This window comes from Neoalteromonas facilis (assembly GCF_002807665.1).
GTDB lineage: Bacteria > Pseudomonadota > Gammaproteobacteria > Enterobacterales > Alteromonadaceae > Alteromonas_E > Alteromonas_E facilis.
This window is the reverse complement of the sequence record NZ_PEAY01000001.1, coordinates 1,079,782-1,104,701: the sequence shown is the minus strand read 5'-3', so window position 1 is coordinate 1,104,701 and position 24,920 is coordinate 1,079,782. Positions and strand designations below refer to the sequence as shown.

Annotated in this window: 25 protein-coding genes and 1 other RNA gene; 16 read left to right on the top strand and 10 right to left on the bottom strand. The window is 43.8% G+C overall.

Translation table 11 applies throughout. The features are described from left to right. Positions 1-41: 41 nt before the first annotated feature. Genes CSH93_RS05020 through pspF form a run of 6 tightly spaced genes read right to left on the bottom strand, consistent with a single transcriptional unit; the run spans position 42 to position 6,456 of the window. Positions 42-860 carry an ATP-binding cassette domain-containing protein gene (locus CSH93_RS05020; protein WP_100642081.1) on the bottom strand — a complete coding sequence of 273 codons (819 nt, stop codon included), beginning with the start codon at positions 858-860 and terminating at the stop codon, positions 42-44. Further along, positions 857-1,852, bottom strand: coding sequence for an oligopeptide/dipeptide ABC transporter ATP-binding protein (locus CSH93_RS05015; RefSeq protein WP_100642080.1), 996 nt, complete (start codon positions 1,850-1,852; stop codon positions 857-859). Before CSH93_RS05015 ends, CSH93_RS05020 begins: the two co-directional genes overlap by 4 nt. Further along, positions 1,852-2,745, bottom strand: a complete 894-nt coding sequence (locus CSH93_RS05010) for an ABC transporter permease subunit (RefSeq protein ID WP_100642079.1) — start codon at positions 2,743-2,745, stop codon at positions 1,852-1,854. Before CSH93_RS05010 ends, CSH93_RS05015 begins: the two co-directional genes overlap by 1 nt. Next, the gene (locus tag CSH93_RS05005) at positions 2,732-3,742 is read right to left on the bottom strand and encodes an ABC transporter permease subunit (RefSeq protein WP_100642078.1); all 1,011 of its coding nucleotides are present in this window, start codon (positions 3,740-3,742) and stop codon (positions 2,732-2,734) included. The genes CSH93_RS05010 and CSH93_RS05005 overlap by 14 nt, the downstream gene beginning before the upstream one ends. Then, entirely contained in the window at positions 3,735-5,345 is a 1,611-nt protein-coding gene (locus CSH93_RS05000) for an ABC transporter substrate-binding protein (RefSeq protein ID WP_100642077.1), read from the bottom strand. The genes CSH93_RS05005 and CSH93_RS05000 overlap by 8 nt, the downstream gene beginning before the upstream one ends. Further along, the gene (gene pspF / locus CSH93_RS04995) at positions 5,338-6,456 is read right to left on the bottom strand and encodes a phage shock protein operon transcriptional activator (protein ID WP_100642076.1); all 1,119 of its coding nucleotides are present in this window, start codon (positions 6,454-6,456) and stop codon (positions 5,338-5,340) included. Before pspF ends, CSH93_RS05000 begins: the two co-directional genes overlap by 8 nt. A gap of 189 nt (positions 6,457-6,645) precedes the next feature. Here pspF and pspA point away from each other — a divergent pair, with 189 nt between their 5' ends. The 6 genes from pspA to maiA all read left to right on the top strand — a co-directional run bounded on the left by pspA (position 6,646) and on the right by maiA (position 11,353). Next, the gene (gene pspA, locus CSH93_RS04990) at positions 6,646-7,320 is read left to right on the top strand and encodes a phage shock protein PspA (protein WP_100642075.1); all 675 of its coding nucleotides are present in this window, start codon (positions 6,646-6,648) and stop codon (positions 7,318-7,320) included. Positions 7,321-7,369: 49 nt separating this feature from the next. Next, the gene (gene pspB / locus CSH93_RS04985; RefSeq protein WP_100642074.1) at positions 7,370-7,609 is read left to right on the top strand and encodes an envelope stress response membrane protein PspB; all 240 of its coding nucleotides are present in this window, start codon (positions 7,370-7,372) and stop codon (positions 7,607-7,609) included. Further along, the gene (gene pspC / locus CSH93_RS04980; protein WP_100642073.1) at positions 7,606-8,052 is read left to right on the top strand and encodes an envelope stress response membrane protein PspC; all 447 of its coding nucleotides are present in this window, start codon (positions 7,606-7,608) and stop codon (positions 8,050-8,052) included. Before pspB ends, pspC begins: the two co-directional genes overlap by 4 nt. Before the next feature lie 170 nt (positions 8,053-8,222). After that, positions 8,223-9,023: a phenylalanine 4-monooxygenase gene (phhA, locus tag CSH93_RS04975; RefSeq protein ID WP_100642351.1), complete on the top strand. Its 801-nt coding sequence runs from the start codon at positions 8,223-8,225 to the stop codon at positions 9,021-9,023. A gap of 107 nt (positions 9,024-9,130) precedes the next feature. Continuing rightward, on the top strand, positions 9,131-10,663 hold the full coding sequence (locus CSH93_RS04970; protein ID WP_100642350.1) for a TyrR/PhhR family helix-turn-helix DNA-binding protein: 1,533 nt from the start codon (positions 9,131-9,133) through the stop codon (positions 10,661-10,663). 39 nt (positions 10,664-10,702) lie between these two features. Then, a complete protein-coding gene (gene maiA / locus CSH93_RS04965) occupies positions 10,703-11,353 on the top strand; it encodes a maleylacetoacetate isomerase (RefSeq protein WP_100642072.1) in 651 nt (216 codons plus the stop codon). Positions 11,354-11,369: 16 nt separating this feature from the next. On the opposite strand, the gene CSH93_RS04960 is transcribed toward maiA, so the two are convergent. Then, the gene (locus tag CSH93_RS04960; RefSeq protein WP_100642071.1) at positions 11,370-11,837 is read right to left on the bottom strand and encodes an Lrp/AsnC family transcriptional regulator; all 468 of its coding nucleotides are present in this window, start codon (positions 11,835-11,837) and stop codon (positions 11,370-11,372) included. A gap of 191 nt (positions 11,838-12,028) precedes the next feature. Here CSH93_RS04960 and CSH93_RS04955 point away from each other — a divergent pair, with 191 nt between their 5' ends. Together CSH93_RS04955 and ffs are read left to right on the top strand one after the other, a co-directional pair. Then, on the top strand, positions 12,029-13,081 hold the full coding sequence (locus tag CSH93_RS04955) for a Glu/Leu/Phe/Val dehydrogenase dimerization domain-containing protein (RefSeq protein WP_100642349.1): 1,053 nt from the start codon (positions 12,029-12,031) through the stop codon (positions 13,079-13,081). A gap of 92 nt (positions 13,082-13,173) precedes the next feature. Then, positions 13,174-13,270: signal recognition particle sRNA small type (gene ffs, locus CSH93_RS04950), an RNA gene on the top strand. 24 nt (positions 13,271-13,294) lie between these two features. Here ffs and CSH93_RS04945 read toward each other — a convergent pair. After that, positions 13,295-13,561 (bottom strand): late competence development ComFB family protein, encoded by a 267-nt coding sequence (locus CSH93_RS04945; RefSeq protein ID WP_100642070.1) that lies wholly within the window; start codon positions 13,559-13,561, stop codon positions 13,295-13,297. 200 nt (positions 13,562-13,761) lie between these two features. Between CSH93_RS04945 and CSH93_RS04940 the strand changes: the two genes are divergently transcribed. From CSH93_RS04940 to CSH93_RS04910, 7 genes are all read left to right on the top strand, one after another. Continuing rightward, positions 13,762-14,172, top strand: a complete 411-nt coding sequence (locus CSH93_RS04940; protein ID WP_124748936.1) for a hypothetical protein — start codon at positions 13,762-13,764, stop codon at positions 14,170-14,172. Between the two features lie 56 nt (positions 14,173-14,228). Continuing rightward, entirely contained in the window at positions 14,229-15,329 is a 1,101-nt protein-coding gene (locus tag CSH93_RS04935; RefSeq protein WP_100642068.1) for a tryptophan 2,3-dioxygenase family protein, read from the top strand. Between the two features lie 199 nt (positions 15,330-15,528). Further along, on the top strand, positions 15,529-18,339 hold the full coding sequence (locus tag CSH93_RS04930; protein WP_100642067.1) for a TonB-dependent receptor domain-containing protein: 2,811 nt from the start codon (positions 15,529-15,531) through the stop codon (positions 18,337-18,339). A 64-nt stretch (positions 18,340-18,403) separates the two neighbouring features. Continuing rightward, positions 18,404-19,552 (top strand): prolyl hydroxylase family protein, encoded by a 1,149-nt coding sequence (locus CSH93_RS04925; protein WP_164078298.1) that lies wholly within the window; start codon positions 18,404-18,406, stop codon positions 19,550-19,552. Beyond that, positions 19,549-19,824 carry a hypothetical protein gene (locus CSH93_RS04920; RefSeq protein WP_100642065.1) on the top strand — a complete coding sequence of 92 codons (276 nt, stop codon included), beginning with the start codon at positions 19,549-19,551 and terminating at the stop codon, positions 19,822-19,824. The genes CSH93_RS04925 and CSH93_RS04920 overlap by 4 nt, the downstream gene beginning before the upstream one ends. Before the next feature lie 48 nt (positions 19,825-19,872). Continuing rightward, positions 19,873-20,811: an aspartyl/asparaginyl beta-hydroxylase domain-containing protein gene (locus CSH93_RS04915; protein ID WP_100642064.1), complete on the top strand. Its 939-nt coding sequence runs from the start codon at positions 19,873-19,875 to the stop codon at positions 20,809-20,811. A gap of 8 nt (positions 20,812-20,819) precedes the next feature. Continuing rightward, positions 20,820-22,613 (top strand): putative 2OG-Fe(II) oxygenase, encoded by a 1,794-nt coding sequence (locus tag CSH93_RS04910; protein ID WP_100642063.1) that lies wholly within the window; start codon positions 20,820-20,822, stop codon positions 22,611-22,613. A gap of 32 nt (positions 22,614-22,645) precedes the next feature. Here CSH93_RS04910 and CSH93_RS04905 read toward each other — a convergent pair whose 3' ends face one another. Both CSH93_RS04905 and CSH93_RS04900 read right to left on the bottom strand, forming a co-directional pair. Then, positions 22,646-23,209 (bottom strand): 2OG-Fe(II) oxygenase, encoded by a 564-nt coding sequence (locus CSH93_RS04905; RefSeq protein ID WP_100642062.1) that lies wholly within the window; start codon positions 23,207-23,209, stop codon positions 22,646-22,648. A gap of 92 nt (positions 23,210-23,301) precedes the next feature. Continuing rightward, positions 23,302-23,799 (bottom strand): tetratricopeptide repeat protein, encoded by a 498-nt coding sequence (locus CSH93_RS04900; protein WP_240615484.1) that lies wholly within the window; start codon positions 23,797-23,799, stop codon positions 23,302-23,304. A gap of 351 nt (positions 23,800-24,150) precedes the next feature. Between CSH93_RS04900 and CSH93_RS04895 the strand changes: the two genes are divergently transcribed. Next, positions 24,151-24,915 carry a DUF3450 domain-containing protein gene (locus CSH93_RS04895; RefSeq protein ID WP_100642061.1) on the top strand — a complete coding sequence of 255 codons (765 nt, stop codon included), beginning with the start codon at positions 24,151-24,153 and terminating at the stop codon, positions 24,913-24,915. Positions 24,916-24,920: the final 5 nt, after the last annotated feature.

Below are 24,920 nucleotides of genomic sequence, written 5' to 3'. Positions count from 1 at the left end.
TCTAATTAGAACGTAAACAGCTTTTATCAATTAGATAGGGGTTATTTTTGACGTTGAGACTGAGGCAGTAATGATTGGTGAGCAGATATCAATTTCTTGGTTACGTCGTGCTTTGGCCAGCGAAAAAGCGTATCCGTTTTTCCTGATTCTACAATTTGCCCATTTTCTAATACGATCATTCTATCGGCGATATGTCTAACGATGCCAAGGTTATGGCTGATGAAAACGAACGATAAACCTAGCTCACGTTGTAATCGCAGGATCATGTTGACTGTTTGTGAGCGTACAGAGGGATCAAGCGCTGCAAAGGGTTCATCCGCTACGATAATGCTAGGATTCAAGATGAGCGCTCTGGCCATTGCTACGCGTTGTTGTTGTCCATCAGACAGCATATGCGGATAAAAAAAGTAGTGTTCACGTAATAACCCAACTTGGATCAATGTTTGTTCAATACGCTCATCGATTTCAGCCGCTGACAATTGAGTGTTTAATTTTAGGGGCTCTTGCAGAATACCCCCAATCGTAAGCGCGGGGTTAAGTGATTCAGAGCTGCGTTGAAATATCATGCGAACCTGGCTGTTTTGCCATTGCTGTTGCTCTTTTCCGCTCATACTTCCCTCACTTTGAGAGGGGTCTTGATGGAAGACAATCTCACCAGATGTTGGCGCTAAAGCACCACATAATAATTTCGCTAAAACAGATTTACCTGAACGGTTTCCGCCAATGATCGCTACGGTTTCGGCGCGCTCTATTGATAAGTCGATAGGGCCTAATACGAACGCTTTGCCAGAGTCGCGCTCAAAAAAGGAGCGTCGTTTGGGGTTAAACGTCAGTGCGCGCGCGGAGAGTAATGTATTCATGTTATTTTCGTATGCAAAGGAAAATGACAACTGTATTCATGGTCATGAATTTTACGCACATTCGGCGTTTGAACACAGGTCTTCTGAGCACGGCTACAGCGCGGGCCTAGACGGCAACCAATTGGCAAATGCTGCAGTGTTGGAATGGTTCCAGGTAACGTAACCAAGGGAGATTTTGGGGCCAAGTCGGCTCGAAAGCTCGGCGCACTGTCTAAGAGTGCTTTGGTGTACGGGTGCAAAGGCCGTTTCTGTAAATGCTTTAAAGGGCCTGATTCTACGGTTTGCCCGCTGTATAACACCGTCATCGAGTCAGCCATGCTAGAAATGGCGAGTAAATCATGTCCAACAAACAGAATACTTAAGCCTTTGGTTTGGTTCAGTCGTTTAAATAACTTCAGTATCTGGGTTTTAGTTGTCGCTTCCATTCCCCGCGTAGGATCATCGGCAATTAATAGAGCGGGCTGTGACACAAGAGCCATGGCAATCATAAATTTCTGACCAATATCGTTGGTGATTTGGTGCGGGTATGCACGCAAAACGCTAACATGATCTTTAATGCCGACTTTGTGTACCAATTGTATCGCAATTTTGCGACGTTGCTGTGCCTTTTGCCAGAACCATCCACTCCCAACAAATTCATGCGGCACACTCTCTTCAAGTTGCTCACCTAGCGAAACGGTGGGGTCTAACGTAGCAAGTGGGTCTTGGTATACTACAGCAATGTCGCGTCGCATGATTTCCCGTCGTTCTGCGCTGGTCATCGCAAGAAGGTTATCACCCCGCCAAGTAAGGCGGTCAGCGGTTAAGCGCATTTGCTGCGGCAGTCCGCCAGAGATAGCCCTCACAATCAGGCTTTTGCCCGAACCAGATTCGCCCACCAACGCTTGTATTTCACCATCTTTGACGGTCAAATTGACTTTATCCAGTGCTTTTATCCAACCGTTCTCGGTATCGATGTCGAGCGTTAGGTTTTTGATGTCGAGTAATGGCATTAGTGTCTCAACCGTCGATTCAAAGCTGCGCGTAAGCCGTCACCGACAACATTAATGGAAAAAACCATTAAGAATATTGTCAATCCGGGGAGTGCAATGTTCCAAGGGGCAATATAAACAACATTCAAGCTTTCTGCGAGCATTGCGCCGAGTTCAATTGTTGAGCCTTGTGCGCCCAGATTTAGAAAGCCCAATGCACTGATATCGAGAACTGCAATGGATAACGCAATAGTGCCCTGTACAACTAGCATCTCAATCATGTTAGGTAACAGTGAATAGAAAAAAATATGCGTTTTGCTCGCGCCATCGAGCTTAGTTGCGATAATGAATTCTTTTTTCATTAGCTCGCGCACAGTATTGCGAGTGTGGTGCACGAAATGTGGTATCAAGGCTAACGTAATGGCCCACATGCTATTGACCAAGCCTGTGCCTAAGATCGCAACAATGATAATGGCAAGCAGTAATGTAGGGATCACCATCAAAGCGTCAAGAAGGTGATTGATAACGCTCGCTCTTACACCATCACTCATGCCCGCCATTACGCCTATTGCGACACCAATTAACATCGCAACGAGAACTAGCATGACACTGGTTCCAAAGGTGACTTGTGCGCCATGGATCAAACGAGAAAACAAATCACGCCCTAATGCATCGGTGCCCAAGATGTACCGTACAGTACCACTGGGATCCCACGAAGGAGGAATTAGCGTCGTATCCGTATTTTGTAACAGGGGATCATAAGGGGTAATGAGCGGACCAATGACAGCGATTAGCGCGAATAGTCCAAGCATCAGAACACCCGTCATGGCGACATGACTGTCCTTGAACTCTCGCCACGTTTGCTGCCAGGGAGAGGGGTGTGGCTCGTCTTGATAAAGGTCAAATCGTGACACGTTCAAACTTCTCCCTGCTTGGATCAATCATGCGATTCAGCAATTCAATAAATATAGTAACCATTACAACAGCACCGGCTACAGCTAGCATTCCTGCTCGAATCGCGGGGTAATCTTGCTGGTAAATCGCCTGCAAAAGCCAATTGCCGATACCTGGCCACGAGAATATTGATTCGACGATCATAACGTTGGTAATGATCGTTGTGACCTGCATAGCTAAAATGGGCAATATCGGTAACAACGCATTACGAAAACCGTGTTTGAGGAAAATCTGCGTGTTGCTTAAGCCTCTTGATTGCGCCGCGATGATGTAGGGTTTGCGCATAACCTCTAGCGTGGATCGCCTAACGGCACGAATGATTGTAGCCATAGTGATAATGGATACTGATACCGTTGGCAGAACGAGGTGCTTAAGTGCATTACTAAATGCGACTGAGCGATCAATATCCTCCGCCAAATAAATATCCAGCAGGATAAACCCAGTGTTCTCTGGCACGTCCATTAACAGATTGATCCGCCCTGACATCGGAAGTAAACCCAATTCTAAACTGAACACCAGAACAAATAACATGGCGAGCCAGAATACAGGGAAAGAATACATCACGGCACTGACCCCGAGCACCGAATAGTCGACACTCTTGTGAGGCTTCAGGCCTGCCCAAAAACCACACGGTAATCCAACGAAAAGCGCCAATAACAGCGCATATAGGCTTAACTCCAGTGTTGCAGGTAGGGTTTTGGTTATTTCTTCATACAGCGGTTGCCCGGTCATTGAACTTTGGCCCCATTGCCCATCAACAACGGCGCCAATGTATTGTTTGAACGCGTCAAAAGCACTCAATGCATGAAATGCCTGTTTACCTGCAGTATCGGTCAACCCTGTTAAATTGGTGTACGGGTCGCCCGGAAACAAAAACGCGAGGCCAAATGAAAACACAGTCAATACTAACAAGGTTATGACTAATAGATTGAGGTAACGTAACAGGATCTTAATCATTGTTTTTAACGACCGCCCCCAATCTAACACCACCAAATGTATTGATGGTCACGTTTTCAATACTGCGTCTTTGCGCTTGATATCTGAAAGCATGAGCAATAGGCATGAGTGGCATTTCTTCATACAACATTCGATTGGCTTGAGCATAGAGCTGTTTGCGGCGATCGTTGTCGTTCACCAGAAGCGCTTGTTCAATTAGATCGTCGTAACCTTCGTTACACCACATGGCACGATTAGTTCCACTTGGAATCGCGCTACAGGTCAATAACGGACGGTAGAAGTTATCTGGATCTACGTTGTCTGCTGACCAACCAATCAGTACAGAATCGTGCATACCTTGTTGAAGGTTGTTACGGAAGGTGGTCCAGTCGTAACTCACGATAGTGGCATTGACACCAACGTCAGCCAAATACGACTGCATCAGACGGGCCATCTTCATTGCATTGGGATTGTACGCACGTTGAACGGGCATGGCCCATAGCGTCATTCTAAAGCCCGGTTGAATACCCGAAGCGCGCAACAAACGTTCCGCTTGAACTGGATTGTAGTTGATGTCATCAGCACTGCTTTGATAGGCCCAAGATGTGGGGGGAAGGATACTGGTGGCGCGTTTGGCGCTACCAAAATAGACCGTATCTAACAGGGTGTTCTTGTCGATAGCCATTGCGAGTGCGCGACGGACATTGGGATTATCAAAAGGGGGTTTCTGCGTATTGAAAGCCCAAAAGCCAACGTTCAACCCCGGACGTTCCAGTAGGGAAAGCTCTTCATTTTCCCTGATAGTGTCAAGCTCACTTTGCGCTGGAAATACTGAAATATCGCATTCACCGGTAATCAGCTTTGCCAAGCGTAAAGCACTCTTGGGCGTGATATCAAAAACCAAGTGCTTGTTTGAAACAGATTCTCGCCAATAGTCAGAATGGCTTTCAAAACGTACAAAGTGATTGGGACGGTAGGCGACAAAACGATAAGGACCGGTGCCAATTGGCTGTTTGTCAATCATCTCAGGGTTGCCGCTTTGCAATAACTGAAGGGCATATTCCTCTGACAAAATAACGGCAAAATCGGTTGCTAAGTTGGCTAAAAATGAAGAATCCGGCTTATGTAAATGAATTTCAACGCGGTATCCGTTGATCCGTTTTACATCGGCAATGTTGTCCGCCAAATCCAGGCTTTGAAAATACGGGTAACGGCCGCCCGATACAGAGTGAAACGGATGCTCTTGTTGTCGCCAACGGTTGATGCTAAACAAAACATCATTCGCATTAAAACTGCGTGTTGGCGTAAAGTATTCAGTGGCATGGAACTGCACGTTTCGTTGCAATTGAAAGGTATACACTAAACCGTCGTCACTGATTAGCCAGCTATCGGCTAGCGCTGGCATAAGATTACCTGTGTCGGTATCGAAGTCTAGCAAGCGGTCGTATATCTGGTGAGCGGTAGCATCTGCAGTAGTGCCTGACGTATCCAGTTGCGGATTAAATGTCGTTGGGTCGCTCTCTGAGCAAAACACTACTCCGCTATTTGTTCCAAGCGTTGAACTATGTGGGTTACATCCACTGAGCAGCAACAGCAATGGCAATGCAATATAGCGATTAAGCATCTTCTTCACTGTCGACAGCACTGTTTGAATCAAGCAAGTTGTATTTCTTTAAGTAGCCTCGCAGCTGATGGTATGTCAGCGACAGCTTTTCAGCTGTTTTCTTTTGATTAAACTGACTATCTTTAAGTGCTTGCTGGATCATATTAATTTCAAACGTCTGCGACTGCTGTTTTAAGTCTATCGGGTAGTCTACAACCTCACCAGTCGAAATGGTTGAAATATGATTTTCATTCTCCTCGGCGGGAGTAATAGGCTCAGGTGCTGAAGTTGCGGCTGGGACATCTGCACTGGATTGTCGATCCAAGGTTTTGATACGTTTCTTGGGGCGGAAAACCGACTCGAAGGGATCTAAAACGATTTCGTGCACCGGCAGATGAGGGTTGTTGGCTCTATAAACTGCCCGCTCCACTACATTTTTTAGTTCACGAATATTGCCTGGCCAATCGTAGTCGAGGAGGGTACGCTTGGCCTTTTCGGTAAAGCCACTGAATAATTCAAGCTCCAATTCGCGCGTCATATTAATGGCAAAGTGTTCAGCCAGCATTAAAATATCTTCGCGTCTTTCGCGCAGCGGAGGAATGGTAATAACGTCAAAGGCCAACCGATCCAATAAGTCAGCCCTAAACTCTCCACCTTCGGCTAAACTGGGCAAGTCCTCGTTTGTAGCTGCGATCAAGCGCACGTCTACTTTTACTGGGCGAGATCCACCAACGCGTTCAAACTCACCGTATTCGATCACGCGTAATAACTTTTCTTGGATCATGCCTGATGTATTGGCTAGCTCGTCTAAAAATAACGTGCCGTTATGGGCTACTTCAAAGCGACCTTCTCGACGTTTTGTGGCGCCGGTAAATGCTCCTGCTTCATATCCAAACAATTCGGATTCAAGTAAACTTTCACTCAATGCAGCACAATTCAGCTTTAAATAATTCTGATCCCATCTTTTTGAGAGAAAGTGCAGACGCGCAGCGACGAGTTCTTTACCGGTACCACGCTCACCGATGACGAGTACAGGTTTGTTTAAGGGCGCTATTTGGGATATTTGTTCGAGTACTTCTAAAAAGGCGTTTGCTTGGCCTAATAAGTTATCTTGTTTGCTAAATCGACTCATTGTCTAAGTGAGGTTGGTTAATTTCACTAACAGTTAGTGTAATTGATTACGTGAGAAATGACAGTGTTTTTACGATATAAGTTAAAATGCATAAAAAACAGATGGTTACACTCAATGGCTAATTGGCATCCTTATTGAATATGTATTGGCAGGTTCAATAATTTTAGTTTTAACCAAGAGGTAATAGACATGGGAATTTTCTCTCGTTTCTCAGACATTGTGAATTCAAATATAAACGCATTACTGGATAAAGCAGAAGATCCTGAAAAAATGGTTAGACTGATTATTCAGGAAATGGAAGATACATTGGTTGAGGTGCGTTCAGCATCGGCTAAAACCATTGCATCGAAAAAGGAAGTAAGTGCTCAGATTAGCAAGCTACAAGCCGAAGCTCAGGATTGGGAAGCAAAGGCTGAGTTAGCACTCAATAAAGAACGTGAGGACTTGGCGCGAGCAGCGCTTCAAGAGAAAAATAAGTGTCAAGAAGCGGCTGAAGCTCTACAAAAGGAATTTGCCATTATTGAAGAGCAAATCAGTAAACTGCAAGACGAAACCGCGCAGTTGCAAGACAAATTGGCAGATGCTAAAGCGAGACAAAAAACGATTATCATGCGTCAAAAGACAGCGTCTTCACGTTTGGAAGTCAAGAAAAGTCTTGATAGCGGCAAAGTCGATTCTGCCATGGGCCGTTTTGAGCAGTATGAGCGCAAAATTGATGATTTAGAGTCTCAAGTTGAAGCTTATGACTTGGGCAAAAAGACGCTAAATGACGAATTTGCTGATTTAGCAGCTGACGGTAAAGTTGACGATGAGTTAGCAGCCTTGAAAAAGAAATTGCAGTCTAAGTCAAAAAGTAAAAAATAAGCTGTCTAGTTGTAAAGCAAACACGCGTTGATTGATTGAGGAGTAAATAATGGACGAGGGAATTTTAGCAATAATAGTTGCGCCGATAGTACTATTTCTTGTCTTTGTGGCACCTATTTGGTTGATTCTTCATTACCGCAGTAAGAAGCAGGTAAACCAAGGGTTAAGCCAAGAGGAATACATGAGATTGCAAGACCTGGCTAATAAAGCAGAACAAATGAGCGACAGAATTAATACGCTTGAAGCAATCTTAGACACAGAGGCCCCACAGTGGAGGGATAAAGCATGAACCTGAATAGAACACTTTATCGTGATGAAGCAAATGGCAAAATTGCGGGTGTGTGTGCAGGGATTGCGGAATACTTCGGTATAGAAATATGGTTGGTGCGGATACTAACGGTTACAAGTTTCTTCTTACTCGCCGGTCCATTTATTTTCGTAGCCTATATTGCTTGCTGGTTCATCATGGATAAAAAGCCACGGGGTGGCGATGCATATAGCACTGGCTATAAGATGGGTAAAAAAGTGATGGGCTCAGGCAAAGGTTGGGTTAATAGCGAAAGCAAGCCGATTGAAGTGAAAGCAAGAGTTTGGCAATCGGGTGAACCACCAAAGCAGGCGTTTTATGATATCCAACAACGATTCAGAAGCGCGGAAGAGCGCCTACGCAAAATTGAATCGTACGTGACGTCAAAGGAATTTCAGTTGAACCGTGAATTGAGCCGCTTATAAACGTTTCGCGACTTACTCGTACACTAAAAAACAAAAGCCACCTTTATAGGTGGTTTTTTTGTGTGTAAAAAAACTGTTACAAAGACGTGAATGCCAGATGTGGTTCAAGACTGATGTTCCGGACACAAAGGATTAAACTATGTGCTTCAAATTACGAAGTGTTAGTGATTATGGCGAAACAAACAAAATATCAATCTAAGCAGTCTGATGCCAACGGCATAATTGACTGGACAGATGAAGAAAATCAGATCTGGTCTGAATTATATGCACGACAAGTAAAGTTATTAGATGGCAGAGCATGCGATCAGTACATGCGCGGTTTGGAATTATTGGGCATGGATGAGCACAAAGTGCCGCAATTGCCCGATGTGAATAAAGTGCTTCAAGAAACAACGGGATGGAAAACCGCTGAGGTGCCGGCGTTAATTCCGTTTGGCGAATTTTTCCGCTTGTTAGCTAACAAAGAATTTCCAGTTGCAACGTTTATCCGTACTCGCGAAGAGTTTGACTATCTGCAAGAGCCGGATATTTTTCATGAATTGTTTGGGCATTGTCCGCTATTGACCAACCCTGCATTTGCGCACTTTACTCACGTGTATGGAAAGTTAGGACTAGAAGCGAGTAAAGAAGACCGCGTGTTTTTAGCTAGACTTTACTGGTTCACAGTAGAGTTTGGTTTGATGAAAACCGATAAGGGCTTGCGTATTTACGGTGGTGGTATTTTATCCTCACCTGGTGAGACTATTTATGCCCTTGAAAGTGATAAACCAGAGCGAAAAGCCTTCAATCCTATAGACGTTTTGAGAACACCCTATCGTATCGATATTATGCAGCCAATCTATTATATCTTGGAGCAAGCGGATGATTTAGATGCATTGGCTGATCAAGACATAATGGGCATGATTGAAGAAGCTAAAAAGCTCGGTTTATTTGCCCCAACTTTCCCGCCGAAAGAGGCTATGGCAAGCTGATTTAGGCTTGTCTCACGGAATAGGCGGTTAAACGCATAGGTGTAAAATAAACATTACCTAGTCTATTTGTGCATGCTATTATGTACAAAAAACTTTACAACTACTCTATGCGTTTAGAAATAACTTGCCAAGACAGGTTAGGGATAACACAAGATGTGCTCGACATACTGGTCGAGCACAAGATTGACTTGCGTGGTATCGAAATTGATCGTGCCGGTAAGATCTTTTTAAATTTCCCCAATATTGAGTTTGAAGATTTCCAGCACCTAATGCCTAAGATCCGACGGATTGATGGGATTACGGATGTCAAGACAACAGCTTTTATGCCTGTTGAACGAGAAAAACACCAGCTAAGGGCCATTTTGCAAACTCTGCCTGATCCGGTGTTCTCCATTGATAGGCGCGGGCTGATTACGCAAATTAACGATGCGGTAGAAGTAGGTATATCAACCTCTCACGAACAATTGTTAGGGGCTGAAATCAGCGAAGTTGTAAAAGGGTTCAACTTTAATAAATGGCTTGATGGCAAAGATGTGCTGGCACAGGCTCACAAGTTGCAGTTTGCCGATCAAGACTACTTAGCCGATATTTTACCCATATTCATCAGTGATTCTCAGGAAGAAAAAATACTGGCAGGAGCAGTCGTTTTACTTAAATCTGAATTACGTTTGGGTGAACAGCTCAGTGCGTTCAATCGCCCCAAAACGCGTCAGTTTGAGCACGTAATTGCTCAATCTCAAGCGATGAAGCGTACGTTAGAAACTACTCAGAAGTTAGCCGTAACGGGGCTACCTTTATTATTGCTCGGTGAACCTGGGAGTGGAAAAAAGACCTTAGCAAATGCAGTACATCAAGCATCGTTCGAATCTGAAGCACCGGTTCATGTTCTCAATACATTGGGCGTGAGCACTGATGAAATAGCGCAATCGCTATTGGGTTCTAGCCACGGCGTTTTGGCTCAATTTGCTCGCGTTCAGGAAGGTACATTGATACTGGAGGAACTGACCGACATTTCAATCGATATTCAAATTCGGTTACTGCGCTTAGTTAAGACTGGCGAATTCACTGCAGAGGAAGACAAGCATCCAACTCGAGTAAAAGTAAGGCTTATCGCGTGTAGCAGTCATGACTTGGATCGCGCTATAGAGCAAGGAAAAGCATTGCCAGAGTTGGTTAATTATCTAATGGCATCGAGTATTGTGTTACCACCACTGCGCGAGAGAAGGGCCGATATTTTACCTTTAGTTGATATATTCATTCAGCAGCATTGTATGACATTAGGACGGAAGCGAGCGCGTTTAAGCAAAGCCGCTAGTGATTTTGTCTTAAACTATCCGTGGCCTGGCAATGTCCAACAATTAGAACAAACGCTTCACCGAGCATTGGCGCTGGGAGAAGAAAGCGAAATCCAAGTGGATGATTTGCAGTTGCCATCTTCGACCACACAAATGAGTTTCGTTGATGAGAACTTTGAAGGCAGCCTGGATCAAGAAGTCAAAAGATTTGAAAAGCAGCTATTAACGCGTCTATATCCATTTTATCCAAGCACGCGTCAATTGGCTAAAAAGTTAGGCTTAAGTCATACCGCGATTGCGAATAAGTTGCGTGATTATGGTATTAGTCGAAGTAGCGCTAAGTAGTTAAGCGGATTTTCGGACCGCATAAATAGTGAGAATAAAATGAGTTTACACGTATACGGTTACTGGCGGTCATCTGCCACTTATCGATTAAGAATCGCATTAAATTTAAAACAACTGGAATACCAATATACGCCCATTCACCTAGTGAAAGATGGTGGACAGCAATATAGCGAAGAATATTTACAGTTGAATCCTGCAGGACTAGTGCCTGCATTTGTGGACGACGATGAAGACTTCACATTGAATCAGTCGATGAGCATTATCGAATATATAGACGAACGCTACCCTGAACCCATCAAATTTTTACCTGAGCATGCTCTAGATAGAGCGCGTATTCGTTCTATTGCCCAAGATATTGCGTGTGACATTCAACCACTCGCTAATTTGCGTGTTTTAAATGAGATAGAAACATTAGGCTGTGATGCTGATGGTAAGGCTGCGTGGGCACGAAAATGGATAGAAAAAGGGTTTGACGGAATAGAAAAGCGTTTACAGACGAGAGCGGGCAAGTACTGTTTTGGATTTGACGTTTCGTTAGCTGATATTGTGTTAATTCCACAAGTTTACAATGCCATTCGTTTCAAAGTGGATATGGCGAAGTATCCGCTAATTATGTCGATTTACGAAAATTGTCAGGAATTGGACGCTTTCATTAGCGCACAGCCAGAAAACCAGCCCGACGCTATATAACGGAGCATGTGCTCCGTTATTGATTTTTAATCGGTAGCTCTGTTGTGTTTTTGACTTGTTTAAGTGCAAATGTTGAGCTTAGGTGATCCACTAAGGGTAAATGCGTTAGTTTTGATTTGAGCAGTTGTTCATACTCTTCGATACTCTCTACGATAACTTTCAATAGATAGTCTCTGTCACCGCTGGTTGTGTGGCATTCAACGATTTCTTCGATACCTTGCACCGCTTTTTCAAAATCATTCAATGACTCACCATCATGGTTTTTAAGAGTGACAAAAATAAACACTGATACCCCTAAACTTAGCTTTTTACCGTCCAGTAATGTGACTTTACCTTTTATAATACCTTCCGCTTCTAAGCGTTTAACACGACGCCAGCACGGTGTATGGGAAAGCCCCACTCGCTGACTTAAGTCAGCCATTGAAACCGTAGCATCTCGTTGCATTACGCGGAGGATCTCTCGATCAAACTTATCAAGCTTCATCTCTTTCCTTTCACCGATGTCGTAAGACTATTTTCAATATCAAAAAATAATAGGACAAGTATCCTACCAAGATAGGGCAGGTTGCAACTGTTATTCATGCAATTTAATCGCAACCCAGAAAAAGGCAACGTTCGTCCTCAACGTGATCAATTAATATGGCGGATTCTAATAATAACGACGAGTATTCTACAGTGAGCGTTTTTGAGCATAGCGAATTTGATCAGCATGAAAAAGTAGCGTTTTGGCACGATGAAAAAACGGGGCTAAAAGCTATTATTGCGGTGCACAATACCAATCTCGGACCTGCCTTAGGTGGATGTCGCATGTGGCCGTATGCCGACAGTGCAGAAGCGCTAACTGACGTGTTGCGCTTATCAAAGGGGATGACATATAAAAATGCCATGGCTGAATTAAAACTAGGTGGTGGAAAGTCGGTTATTATTGGCGACCCTCGCAAGATTAAGACATCAGATATGATGGAATCAATGGGGCGTTTTGTTGATTCATTCGGTGGTAGCTATTTTACTGCAGAAGATTCTGGCATCAGTGTTGATGATTTGCACTCGATGGCGAAAAACTCAGAGTTCATTGCAGGCATCAATGCAAAATATCGATATACAGGAGAGCCATCTGATGGCAACCCGGCACCGTCGACAGCCTATGGTGTATTTGTTGGCTTACAGGCAGCCGTTAAACATAAGTTTGGTTCCAGTGTAGAGGGCCTAACGGTAGCGATTCAGGGCCTTGGTCATGTGGGGTATCGTTTAGCCAAACACCTGCATGAATCGGGTGCGAAACTCATTGTCGCAGACATATTTCCCGAAAATACCCAACGAGCTCAAGGTGAATTTGGTGCAACGGTTGTCGAAGCTACCGAAATCAATGGCGTTGACGCTGATGTGTTGGCACCTTGTGCAATGGGCGCGACTATCAATCCACAAAGCATTGAACAGATTAAGGCGAAGGTTATTGCCGGCGCTGCTAACAATCAGTTGAGCACAGAGTCAATGGGAGACGTTGTTCGCCAGAAAGAGATCTTATATGCGCCAGATTATGTGATTAACGCGGGTGGGGTGATTGATATCTATCATCAACGTTTTGATTCAAATGCGGCGGCGATGAAAGCACATATTGAACGAATAGGTGACAACCTTAGCAATATTTTTGAACGTGCAGAGAGTGAGAATGCGGCAACCAATATTGTTGCCAATACCATCGCTGAAGAACGTTTCAAAAACGCCTAAATTAATGACTTTTGCCAATGCTTGGTTGCATTAGCATCTATTAATAGGGATAATGCGCGCCGCTGTGAAGGCAGCGCGCTTCTATGGTAGGCGCCTGGTCCCTCCGCAATGATAATTCGTTAACCCGGTCAGGCCCGGAAGGGAGCAGCCGTAGCGGGTGACTCATGTGCCGGAGTGTGGCTAGGTGCTTGCCACCACACACCCACAATGCCGTCATCTATCTCTGTGTTGATTTAAATACGCTAGCGCTTTATCAACAGCATCGACCACATTCATTTCCATTTGCTGACGTTCGTTTTGTGGTAAATAAAATGCCATATCAACTTCATATCGAATATATCGAGGCGGCACTTGGTTAAGTGCTAAACAACATAAATCAGCAAGGAAATCACCGTCTTTGGTTTTATCTAAATTTAGCTTTGTAATGCGTTCGATTACCAGATGTTCATAATAATTATGGATATCATCATCTAGTTTCATCGTATTCTCCATTTTGTTGTTTTTTGGCTATTATCTGTACTATAGGCACTATCTATAGGATTTGTCGACTGCTTAGCCTCGACTTTGGCAAAATTGACAATTTTTATGATGTGGCTGTGAATTTGTTCGAGGCTTACCACTGCTGAATTACGTGTAAGAAAAACCTATTACGTTATTGGGAGCGTGTTAAAAGGATGTCTGTGAAGCGTATTTTCCAACCTCATGGCGATAGCGATTTATGGGTCAAAGACGGTATTTTGTATGCCAAATTGTTGGGGACTTGGAATCAAGAGGCAGCACTCGAGTTTTCCAGTCGTTTTAAGCAACAAGCCCAGTCTCTAACAGATCGTCCATGGGCTCACCTCGTTTACCTAGAGGATTGGGATTTATGTGCTATTGATGTTATCCCTGTAATTACTGATTTAGTTAGCTGGTGTATTGATCATAACCTTGTGCGTGCAGCTCAAATTTATTGTGAATCGATGATTAAGAAACAATTTATTGATCTGATGGTGGTTGAGCAAATGGGTCAATTTAAACGTGTTTCCTTAGATAACGAGCAGGATGCTCTGAATTGGTTATTAGAAGAAATGAAAGCATTCCCATCATAGCCACAGTACAATTACCTCTGGTATCATCTTTACGTCTAATTAACATAAGAAATACCATGAAACACAATGTGCCTCCCGTTTATTACGGTGATTACCTACAACTAGATAAAATTCTATCGGCTCAGCAATTACAAAGCTCAAAATATGCAGAGCCTGCGCATGAAGAAACCTTGTTCATTATTGTGCATCAAGTCTATGAACTTTGGTTTAAGCAGATACTGCATGAATTAAACAGCATTATTAAAGTATTCGCTGCAGAATCGGTTGATGACCGCGACCTTACAACCGTGGTACATCGTCTGCGTCGAGTGACTCAAATTCAGCAGCTGATGAATGATCAAATCAGTGTAATGGAAACCATGACACCGCAGGAGTTTCTCGCATTTAGAGACTTTCTTGTACCTGCCAGCGGTTTTCAGAGTATTCAATTCAAACGATTAGAAATTTCATTAGGATTAAAGCGTGAGTTTCGAATCGACTTTGACAAAGAATCGTTTTATTTGCGTCTTACCGATGAAGACCGGGCTTACTTGACCGATCTAGAAGCTCAGCCAAGCTTATTTGAACTCGTTGATAAATGGTTAGCGCGCATGCCGCTGCTTGAAATCGATGGCTTTTCTTTCTGGCAACTATACCGTGACGTAACCTCTAGCTATTTGAATGAAGACCGTGAAATTGTAAAAAGCAATGAGGGTTTATCTGACGATGAAAAGGCGCGGGAACTATCAGGGCTTGACGAAACGCAGGCAAAATTTGATGCGTTATTGGATGATGATAAATATGCTGAACTGTTACAGGGGGGGCAATTCCGTCTTAGTCAAAAGGCAATGCTGTCGGCCTTGTTTATCAAACAATATTCAGAGGAGCCTATTTTTAACCTGCCTTTCCAATTTATTACCTTACTGACTGAAGTGGATGAAAAATTGACGATATGGCGTCACAGGCATGCAATGATGGTGCACCGTATGCTGGGAGGCAAGATAGGCACGGGAGGATCAGCTGGTCATCACTATCTGCATCGAACTACACAGGCTAACCGGGTATTTACCGACTTTTTTGATATGGCAACCTTTTTATTACCGAAACACCTCCTACCAGAGCTACCTGAACAGGTTAAAAAATACTTAGAATTCCATTTATATCAAGCAAATCGCTAATGCTTGTAAGGATTGGTTTACAGCAGGTGAAAATAATAGAAAAAAATAATGAACTTTTTTTCGTCTCATCGTAAACGCTGTTGACCGCACCACACGGATGTGGTTATTATCAACGTGAGGTTCACTACCTTACTAATAAAAAACCGCCTAAACGGTTATAACAATCACTAAACATATTAGTGGTCCAGGGAGACAATACATGTTTACAAACTCTAAGCTGGCACAGTCAGTCAAGTTGGCTTGTGCTTTCGGCGCAGTATCATCACTCGGTTTTGCCGCTCCAGCAATCGCTCAAGATGCTGGTGCAGATGAAGGCGCTGTTGAAAAAATCCAGGTAACTGGTTCTCGTATCCGTCGTGCAGACATCGAAGGTGCAAACCCAGTTTCTGTTTTAGACGCGATTGAAATTGAAAAGTTCGGTATCACTTCTATCGGTGACGTTCTTCAGTCAATTCCTGCTGCTGGTTCAGCAATCAACACTAACAACAACAACGGTGGTAATGGTACAACTACTATTAACATCCGTGGTATCGGTTCTAACCGTACGTTGGTATTGGTAAACGGTAAGCGTTGGTCTCCAGGCCTTGGCGGTTCTGTTGACTTGAACAACATCCCATCTTCAATCATCGAGCGTATCGAAGTATTGAAAGATGGTGCTTCTGCTGTTTACGGTTCTGATGCTATCGCTGGTGTTGTTAACATCATTACTAAGCAAGATTTTGACGGTCTACACGCAAGTGCTTACCAAGGTGAGTACATCAGCGAAGGCGACGGTAATAAAGAACAGTACGACATCGGTTTCGGTGCATCTAACGACAAAGGTAACGTTTACTTTAACGTATCTTACGTAGAAGAAGAGCCAACATTCGCAGGTGACCGTGCGATTTCTGCGGTTCCAGTATTTGGTACACCAGATGGTTTCGGTGGTTCTTCTGGTACGCCAGAAGGTCGTTTTTTCTTCTACGATAACGATGGATTTGTGAGCGCAAACGGATACAGCAATGGGGCTTTCACCCCTTGGGATAACGTAGCAAGCCGCTTTAACTTTGCTCCGCTGAACTACTTGTCTACACCGCAAGAGCGTACAAATATTTACACTCAAGGCCGTTATGAGTTAACTGATAATGTTTCAGCGACTGCAACAGCTTTCTATGGTAACCGAAAGTCAGCTCAGCTCTTAGCTCCTACTCCATTATTTATGGGTTGGGCATTTGGTGAGTTTGGTTACAATATTGCAGCAAACAACCCATTTAATCCCACTGGATTGGATCTGAACTCAGATACCGCTCCTGGTGAACCAGGCTCCCTTGCAATTTACGGTCGTCGTATGTTGGAGACTGGGTACCGTCAATTCTCTCAAAACGTTGACCAATTCCAGTTTAATGGTGGATTTGAGGGTGTTTTAGAGCTTGGTGATAGTGAATTCTATTGGGATGTCGGTTACACCTATGCTGACATCGCCCAAAATACAATTACTGATGGCTTGTTGAACACTGACCGTGTTAAGCGTGCAATCGGCGATGTAAATAATTGTGTTGGCGCAGATGATGGCTGTGTTCCTTTAGACTTGTTCGGCGGCGCTACAGCAATCGGTCAAGGTACAATCACACAAGAGATGATCGACTACATTAGTTTCACCGCGCAGGACGCTGCCGGAACTACCCTTGAGAGTTATGCTGCGAACATTACGGGCGATGTTGTTGAACTTCCTGCAGGCTTTATGTCGTTTGCTGCGGGTTACGAGAAACGTTGGCAGTCGGGCTACGATCAGCCAGATGCATTGATCGCTGCAGGTATTACTTCGGGTAACTCTCGCCAACCAACTGAAGGTTCATTCAGCGTTGAGGAGTTCTATTTAGAATTAGCAGTTCCTTTAGTGGCCGACATAGCATTCGTTGAAGCGTTAGATTTAGAACTTGCGACTCGTTATTCTGATTATAGCAACTTTGGCGATACTACTAACTCTAAGGTGGGCGTTAAGTGGCGCGTCAACGAAGAATTGATGGTTCGTGGTACATGGTCTGAGGCCTTCCGCGCACCTTCAATCTCTGAATTGTTCTTGGGTAACAGCGACAGCTTCCCACCATTGACTGACCCATGTAATGGTAGTAACCCAGACCGTAATTCTTTACCAGGTTGTGCTGGAATACCTGCATCATATGAGCAACCTAACTCACAGATTCGTATTACCGTTGGTGGTAATGAGAATCTGAACGCAGAAGAAGCAGAAAGCTTTACGTACGGTGTTGTGTATGCTCCAACATGGTTAGAAGGTGCGTCTTTAACGTTTGACGTATTTGATATCGAGGTAGAGGGTGCGGTATCTTCTGTTGGTGCTCAGTCTATCCTAGACGCTTGTGCGCAGACAGGTGTTACTCTTTGTTCTTTAATTGAACGTGGGGCTCAAGGTAATATTCTAGATATCTTTAACGGTTTGGTTAACTTGGGTGGTCAAACAACTAAAGGTTTCGATATGGAGTTGGCGTACAACTTCGAAACTGACTTTGGTGATTTCAAGTTCCGCTTAGACGCAACTTACGTAGACGAGCGTAGTGTAATCGTAGTTGATCCGGTAACTGGTACATCAGAAGTGTTCCGTGAACACGGGCGTGCATTCGACCGTGATGTTGTTCCACGTATCCGTTCTAATATCAGCTTAAACTGGGTTAACGGTGACTGGACTGCTAACTACTTGATCCGCCATATCGGCCATACAGTTGAGAACTGTTCAATTGGTTCTGCAGGTGGTGTGGACTTGAATGATACACTTTGTAACATGCCAAACAGTGGTCCTGATGGAGAAGATTTCAACGAGTTGGGTGCAATGGGTTACCACGATGTGTCTGTGGGTTACTTCATCAATGATAACCTGCGTGTAACAGCTGGTATCAACAACTTGTTGGATCAAGATCCACCAGTGTCGTTCACAACATTTGCGAACAGCTTCGACCCGTCAATGTACGAAGTACCTGGACAGTTCGGTTACGTTCGTTTCAGCATGACTTTCTAAGATTTTCTTAGTAAATATAAAAGCCTCTCTTTGAGAGGCTTTTTTTTTGATGTTAGGAGTACGCATGAACGCAGATTCATTATTTCAGCAAGCAATGCAATATTTTGCTCAACAGAATAATGAAGCAGCTACTGGAGTTCTTCAGCAAGCTGCGGAGCTTGGCCATTCCATGGCAACGCTTTATCTGGCTGAACAATATTTTCGAGTGGATCCTGCAAAGGCATTTTCTTTCCTACAGTCTCAATGGGAAAAAGGCGTCAAAGGAACCCTCCACCGCTTAGTCACCTTAAAAGCATTTTTCACCGATGAAGGTTTAACCTCAGAAGATTTTTCGTATTTATACCAAGAAGCCCGGCTGGGTCATGTTGAGTCGGCGCTGGTATTGCTCGATCTGACTAAGCATGATGGTAAGCATGTCGTTTTCTCAAGGCTTATTCAACAATATGCGCCCGGTTTGCTCGCAGATTTAGGACAGAAAGTACCCGATTTATCAGTCAAGTGTGAGACGCAGAGTAATGTATTAACGCGTTTATTCGATGTTGCGCTGAAAGAATGGCATTCTCTCACTGATTTTAAAGCGACGTTAATTATTAAGAAGGCTTCAATTCGCTACTATCGCGACGTATTTTCGCCATTGGCTTGTGAATATTTTAAGTTGCGCCTTGGGCCATTAATGAAACCCTCATTGGTACATGATCCGATTACAGGTAAAGGCATACAGAATGATGTGCGTACAAGTTATATTGTACACGTTGTGCCCGAGCATCTTGATTGGTTCGCGTTACAACTAGACATGATGCTTGAAAAACTAACCGGTGTACCTCGTTGTCGCGGAGAATCAATGAACCTGTTGCGGTATGAAAACGGTCAACAATATAAACCGCATTACGATGCAATAGTGGGGGATGGTCCTCATTTCGAACAAATATTATCAGACGGTGGTCAGCGAATGAGAACCGCTATTACTTATCTATCGGATGGTTATAGCGGAGGACAAACAGAGTTTCCTCGTCTCGGTATCAGCGTAAATGCAACAATTGGCGATGTGCTGGTCTTTGATAATCTGGATGAAAATGGTACTCTAGTCCGCGATTCTTATCACGCTGGTGCGCCAGTCACTGAAGGAACGAAGTGGATCTTGACTAAATGGATCCGAGAGTCAGCAACACAGTATGGGCGTGTTGTATATCCAAAACAGGTGAACAATTCATGAAATATTTTTTAGTATTAGCAGCGTTCTTGACGCTTGCAGGGTGTAACAGCACTAGTTCTTCAACTACAGCGTCTACGGAAAGCTCGAGCGCAGTCGCAAAAGCAAATGATGATGATGGCGTTGTGTGTAAGATGGAAAAGCGTATTGGCTCTAACATGATGACTCGCGTATGCCGCACGGCGGAAGAGCGCGCAGCTCAGGAAGAAGCTGGTCGTGAAGGTATGCTTCGTCTACAGCGCGGAAGTATGACATCTGGTGCCGATGGTGAATAACAACTAAAACGATTTCAAAACGCCCGTTAAGGGCGTTTTTTATGCATAATGAAACAAATAGTTAGTCACATCGAAACGGCTTTAAGTCAAAAGCAATATTCGCAGGCATTGAGTTTATATTTAGAGTGGTTTTTAGCTTGCGAAAATAATGTCAATGTTATTCAAAGCTGGCATCCTCAGCATTTAGCCAATGCTGCTAGTCTAGCTAGACGTGACTTTTTTGAGCGTGTTTCGCCGTCTGCATCTCAATCGACTAGATGCAAAAAAGCGCTATCCAATTTTATTGGATTGCACGAAGAGCCATGGCAAAACGATTTGCAGCAACCAAGCTTTTTCTATTTCCCTGATTTGATGGCTAAGCCATTTTACAAAGCGGAAGAAATAGAAGGTTTGGAAACCGCTGTAGACATTATAAACAATGATCTACCATTGCTTAAGTCTCTTGCCGCGAGTTGTGAAAAAAGCTACGTAGATCACATCGGGGGTGTTCCTAATACTGAAGAGTGGCATAAATTAAAAGAAACGTGGCGTTCATTTCATTTAATATCGGGCTCAGGGGGGAATAGTGATATTTCACCAATGCCAGATAGTATTGATTATTTGCAAGATGAAATACTACCAAGCTGTTCGCCCTTAGCACCAGAAGTGTTTATTTCAAATCTAGAGACAGATGCCTATATTCCACCTCATTTCGGGCTGAGTAATATTAAATTGACCGTGCATGTGCCTCTTAGAGTTAATAATAAAGCTTGGTTGAAGGCGGGCGGGGAAAAATTTACTTGGCATGAAAATGATAACTGCATGGTTTTCGATGATTCCTTTGAACACTCAGCAAAAAATGGCGGTGAGGAAATGAGGAGTGTGCTCATCTTTGATGTATGGCATCCAGATTTGTCAGAGTATGAGAAAAACTTCATTGAAGTTTTTGTGACACAACACAATCAATGGTCTGAGTCTTTTGGCAAGTTGGCAGGATTGGACAAATAAATTCAAATATGAGTACACAGTTAAACAACCAGATTATCTCAGCTTACCAACAAGGCAACTATGCCCAAGTAATGCAATGGTTTGGAAATTATTCTTCTATAAAGCAATGTGATCCAAATGTTGGTATTTGTTTTGCCAATTCACAGCGGCATACCGGTGATGTGAAATCAGCAAAACGCACATTCGAAGTACTGCTAAAGCGCTTTCCTCAGGTTCCGGCAATTTTTAATAGTTATGCTAACTTATGTATTGCGCAGGGGCATTACGCAGAAGCATCTCGGCTTTTAAAATCGTCAATTAGGTTAGATGCGAATTATTTTGATGCCTACGTTAACTTAGGTCGGCTGCAGAATCTGCAAGAGAACTTCGCGCACGCAGAAGCGTCCTACAACAATGCACTTAAACTACAGCCGCAAAACCTGAATGCTAAATTGGGTTTAGCGGCGGCGTTACATAAACAGTCAAAGTATCAGTCTGCCGAAAGTATCTATCAAATGTTACTTAGCATGCCTCATGGCACTGATGTTAAGGTTTTGATTAATTATGCTTCTTTACTGCGCGACATGCAGCGCTACCAGGATGCGGTCAATATACTTCAGCATGCGATTCAAGCCCTTCCTGATAACGCGATGGTACACGCGATGTTGGCTGCGAACTATGCTCTGCAGCAACGCATGGATGATGCGTACCGACATTACCAACAAGCAATTACAATCGAGCCGACCAATACCACCTACCAAATTGAATTTGCTCATTTTCGATGGTCTCAAGGAAGTGAAGCGCCGTTTGAACCGCTGTTGGCAGTTATCTTTAGTGGTCGTTATACCTACGAATTGGTTATTTCTGCGCTTGATTTATTGACCAATGCAGAACAGTTTACTTTGGTTAAGAAGGTCTTGGAGGCATGCGCTAAAGAGTATGCCAATGACCCAACCGTCTTGATGTTTGCTGCACGCTACGAACGCATGGTCGGTGATTTAACTGAAGCCGAAGCGCTATGCCAGCAAGCCATTAAGAACAGTAGTAAGCCAATACCAGTCTCTATTGAAAATGAGATGGGGTATATTGCATTGGCGCAGCAAAATGCGAAAGATGCGCTCAAAGTGTACCGGAATTTGCAGCGCCGAGAACCAGAGAACCAAGGGTGGTGGACACTCTATTCAACGGCGTTAAAACTTACTCAGAGTAATAGTGACGAGTATGCACGTTTATGTGACTACTCACTGCTTCATAGTGCATCTGTGGTCGCTGATAAAGGTCAAGATTACTTACGTCAATTAACGGCAAAGCTTGAGGCTGTGCATGCAAATACTCGACATCCTATTGGACAGTCACTGCGCAACGGTACGCAAACATATGAGGATATATTTGACGATACTGATGACGTCATTCAAACGTTAAAAACATGGATACACGAGCAGGCAGAGCGTCATACTAAGGCACTAAAGCGTAATCACAAGCATCCATTTCTTCGTCGTGTTGGCGCTGATTTAGACTTTACCGGTTCTTGGTCAGTATGTTTGAAAACCGGTGGATATCATACCTCTCATTTTCATCCTCAAGGTTGGTTGAGTGGCGTTTTTTATGTTGACGTACCTGAAGATGTTGATAGCCAAGGGCAAGGTTGGCTGCAATTTGGTGTGCCTGAAATTTCTCAACTTGCACTTGCGGCTGACTATGCAATTAAGCCTGAGTCGGGGCGTTTAATGTTATTCCCCTCATTTATGTGGCACGGAACTCGTCCGTTCAATTCTGGCAACCGCCGAATGACGATTGCCTTTGATATGGTGCCTAAGCGCTAAATAGGGGCAGTGCAAGCCACAATTGGCCGCTTTTATTGTGCTGCAGGCTCGAGCTTGAAGGCTAGCGTATAGCGTGGTTTATAGCATATCCGGTTAGGTGGTCTGCCAACATGTTTGATGGCACCGTGAAATACGACAACACGCCCCGGTTTGGGCGTGCAAGCGTATACGCAATCATCGTGTTTGTTAAAGAACAGGGTTTCTCCTCCCCATTCAATATCCCACTCAGGGCATACATAAACCAATGCCGTCATCTCATCACTTTCTGGTAAGCAATCAGTATGTGTAAACAACATGTCACCATAAGCCGCGTGATTGCAATAGCCTCGGTAGGCTTGATAGCGTTTCTTGGCAGTTTGTTCTACAGCATTCATCAATTTGCCGTATAACGGCAGGGCCATAATCTGCTCATTGTTTAGATTCACGGCCCAATGCTTATAGTCTTGGGTGTCAGGTCGAGCGACTTCGTTCTTGCGGTATGCGCTATTATCTAACCCTGCATATAAGGCTTTGATTTCAGCTAAATCGCTCACATCGTCAAATACATAGACGGGCTTACCATCAACCTCCAGGTTGTACGTTGGTTTGTAGTTCATAGTACTAATTACTTATTATTGTATGAAAACGCCAGCATTTAGCTGGCGTCTATAAGAGTTAATGAACTGTAGTATAGCGTGATAATGTCGGATCAGTAAGCACGCTTTTCGCAAATGATTTCACGAATGTTGGAACCCACTTTGGTACGTTTCAAACAACTTAAATCTTGAGCATCTGCGCCATATTCAGCAATGTGCTGTGCAACAAACGGCTCCATCGCTTTGATGAAATCTTCCGGCAGAGCTGCACTAATTTGGCGTTCTGCATCGCGCCATTCTTGGGTGCGCTGCTCTAATGCAACGTTAAACCATAGCCAACCTTGCTTGTAATCAGCTTCCATTCCCCAGCCGTTAAAATACATTTGGGCCAAATAGAATTGCGCTTCTTTACTGCCCAGTTTGGCAGCCGCTGTTAATTTGTCGAATGCCTTGTCGTAGTTTTTGGAATTCAACGCATATAATCCCTGTTCTACCGTATTTGTGTACTCGGTCATCCACATACCATCTTTTGTGCGCTCTTGCGCCAGACCCGAAAAACTGCACATCAATAACGCGCTGCAGATCACTAATTTTTTCTTTATAAATTTCATAACTATCCCTCGTTAAGGCGTATTGCTTGTATATAAGGATACGACCTTTGATGGGAATTACACCTGTACCATTGTTACCAAATGTAAAATCTGTTACACAAGTGAGGAGGGGATTGATGCAGCCTAGTTAACGTGGAACTTAAGGCTTACAAATTTGTAACAAATAACCTGCAATTAATCCCAGTCAGCTTGACTTTATTGTCGCATCCGTGTGACCATCCGCAAGTCGTGGGCAATTTTCGATTGTCTACATCTACCAGAAATTAACTAACGGTTTAATAGCCCCTCGCTGAAACAGACGTTATCAGGCGAGGATTCGAACAAGAAAATTGGTTGGGAACTATGTCCAATATGAGCAAGAGAACTCTTATTGCCGCTACCGTAATGGGTGCATACGCACTAGGTAGTAGCGCCATTGTCTCTGCAGATCCGCTTACAGATCTTCATCAAGAAGAATTTAAGATTCACGCTGCGGCTGCAAAATCTCAAGAAAAAATTAACGCCTTGTTTGAGCAATCACAAGAATTGCTTGTAGAGTATCGTTCGGTCGTTGATCAAACAGAAAACTTAAAGGTTTATAACGATTATCTGGCGGGCTTAGTTGCTGACCAGCAACGTGCGATCGACTCTTTACAGCGTCAAATCGACAGCATCGAAGAAACGAAGCAAGGTATCGTTCCGTTGATGTTCAGAATGATCGATAGCTTAGATAAGTTTGTTGACTTGGATATTCCAATCAACCTTACTGAGCGCAAAGAGCGTATTCAACGTCTTCGCGATGTAATGAGTAACTCTAACGTAACTGTTTCTGAACAGTTCCGTCAGGTTATCGAAGCGTACCAAATTGAAAACGAGTACGGCACGCGCATCCAGTCATATCAAGGTACATTGAATGACGCTGGTACTGAAGTAACGGTTGATTTCTTCAATCTTGGTCGTACAGCATTACTAGCGCTTTCTCTTGACCAAACCGCCGCTTGGAGATGGGATAATGATTTGCGTAAGTGGGAACGCTTAGGTGATGAATATCTTAACTCAGTTGTTGACGCAGTGAAGATGGCACAAGGCATCATCCCTGCAGATTTAATCAAACTACCTATTAAAGCTGCGGAGTAATTAGT

Bases quoted from the DNA above. Each gene is read 5' to 3' on its own strand.
- CSH93_RS04945 (WP_100642070.1), bottom strand. From the start codon at position 13,561: ATGAAACTAGATGATGATATCCATAATTATTATGAACATCTGGTAATC.
- CSH93_RS04895 (WP_100642061.1), top strand. From the start codon at position 24,151: ATGAGCAAGAGAACTCTTATTGCCGCTACCGTAATGGGTGCATACGCA.
- pspA (WP_100642075.1), top strand. From the start codon at position 6,646: ATGGGAATTTTCTCTCGTTTCTCAGACATTGTGAATTCAAATATAAAC.
- CSH93_RS04905 (WP_100642062.1), bottom strand. From the start codon at position 23,209: ATGAACTACAAACCAACGTACAACCTGGAGGTTGATGGTAAGCCCGTC.
- CSH93_RS05020 (WP_100642081.1), bottom strand. From the start codon at position 860: ATGAATACATTACTCTCCGCGCGCGCACTGACGTTTAACCCCAAACGA.
- CSH93_RS04970 (WP_100642350.1), top strand. From the start codon at position 9,131: ATGCGTTTAGAAATAACTTGCCAAGACAGGTTAGGGATAACACAAGAT.
- CSH93_RS05005 (WP_100642078.1), bottom strand. From the start codon at position 3,742: ATGATTAAGATCCTGTTACGTTACCTCAATCTATTAGTCATAACCTTG.
- CSH93_RS04930 (WP_100642067.1), top strand. From the start codon at position 15,529: ATGTTTACAAACTCTAAGCTGGCACAGTCAGTCAAGTTGGCTTGTGCT.
- CSH93_RS04935 (WP_100642068.1), top strand. From the start codon at position 14,229: ATGAAACACAATGTGCCTCCCGTTTATTACGGTGATTACCTACAACTA.
- pspC (WP_100642073.1), top strand. From the start codon at position 7,606: ATGAACCTGAATAGAACACTTTATCGTGATGAAGCAAATGGCAAAATT.
- CSH93_RS04960 (WP_100642071.1), bottom strand. From the start codon at position 11,837: ATGAAGCTTGATAAGTTTGATCGAGAGATCCTCCGCGTAATGCAACGA.
- pspF (WP_100642076.1), bottom strand. From the start codon at position 6,456: ATGAGTCGATTTAGCAAACAAGATAACTTATTAGGCCAAGCAAACGCC.
- CSH93_RS04900 (WP_240615484.1), bottom strand. From the start codon at position 23,799: ATGAAATTTATAAAGAAAAAATTAGTGATCTGCAGCGCGTTATTGATG.
- CSH93_RS04915 (WP_100642064.1), top strand. From the start codon at position 19,873: ATGAAACAAATAGTTAGTCACATCGAAACGGCTTTAAGTCAAAAGCAA.
- CSH93_RS05000 (WP_100642077.1), bottom strand. From the start codon at position 5,345: ATGCTTAATCGCTATATTGCATTGCCATTGCTGTTGCTGCTCAGTGGA.
- CSH93_RS05015 (WP_100642080.1), bottom strand. From the start codon at position 1,852: ATGCCATTACTCGACATCAAAAACCTAACGCTCGACATCGATACCGAG.
- CSH93_RS04920 (WP_100642065.1), top strand. From the start codon at position 19,549: ATGAAATATTTTTTAGTATTAGCAGCGTTCTTGACGCTTGCAGGGTGT.
- maiA (WP_100642072.1), top strand. From the start codon at position 10,703: ATGAGTTTACACGTATACGGTTACTGGCGGTCATCTGCCACTTATCGA.
- phhA (WP_100642351.1), top strand. From the start codon at position 8,223: ATGGCGAAACAAACAAAATATCAATCTAAGCAGTCTGATGCCAACGGC.
- pspB (WP_100642074.1), top strand. From the start codon at position 7,370: ATGGACGAGGGAATTTTAGCAATAATAGTTGCGCCGATAGTACTATTT.
- CSH93_RS04925 (WP_164078298.1), top strand. From the start codon at position 18,404: ATGAACGCAGATTCATTATTTCAGCAAGCAATGCAATATTTTGCTCAA.
- CSH93_RS04910 (WP_100642063.1), top strand. From the start codon at position 20,820: ATGAGTACACAGTTAAACAACCAGATTATCTCAGCTTACCAACAAGGC.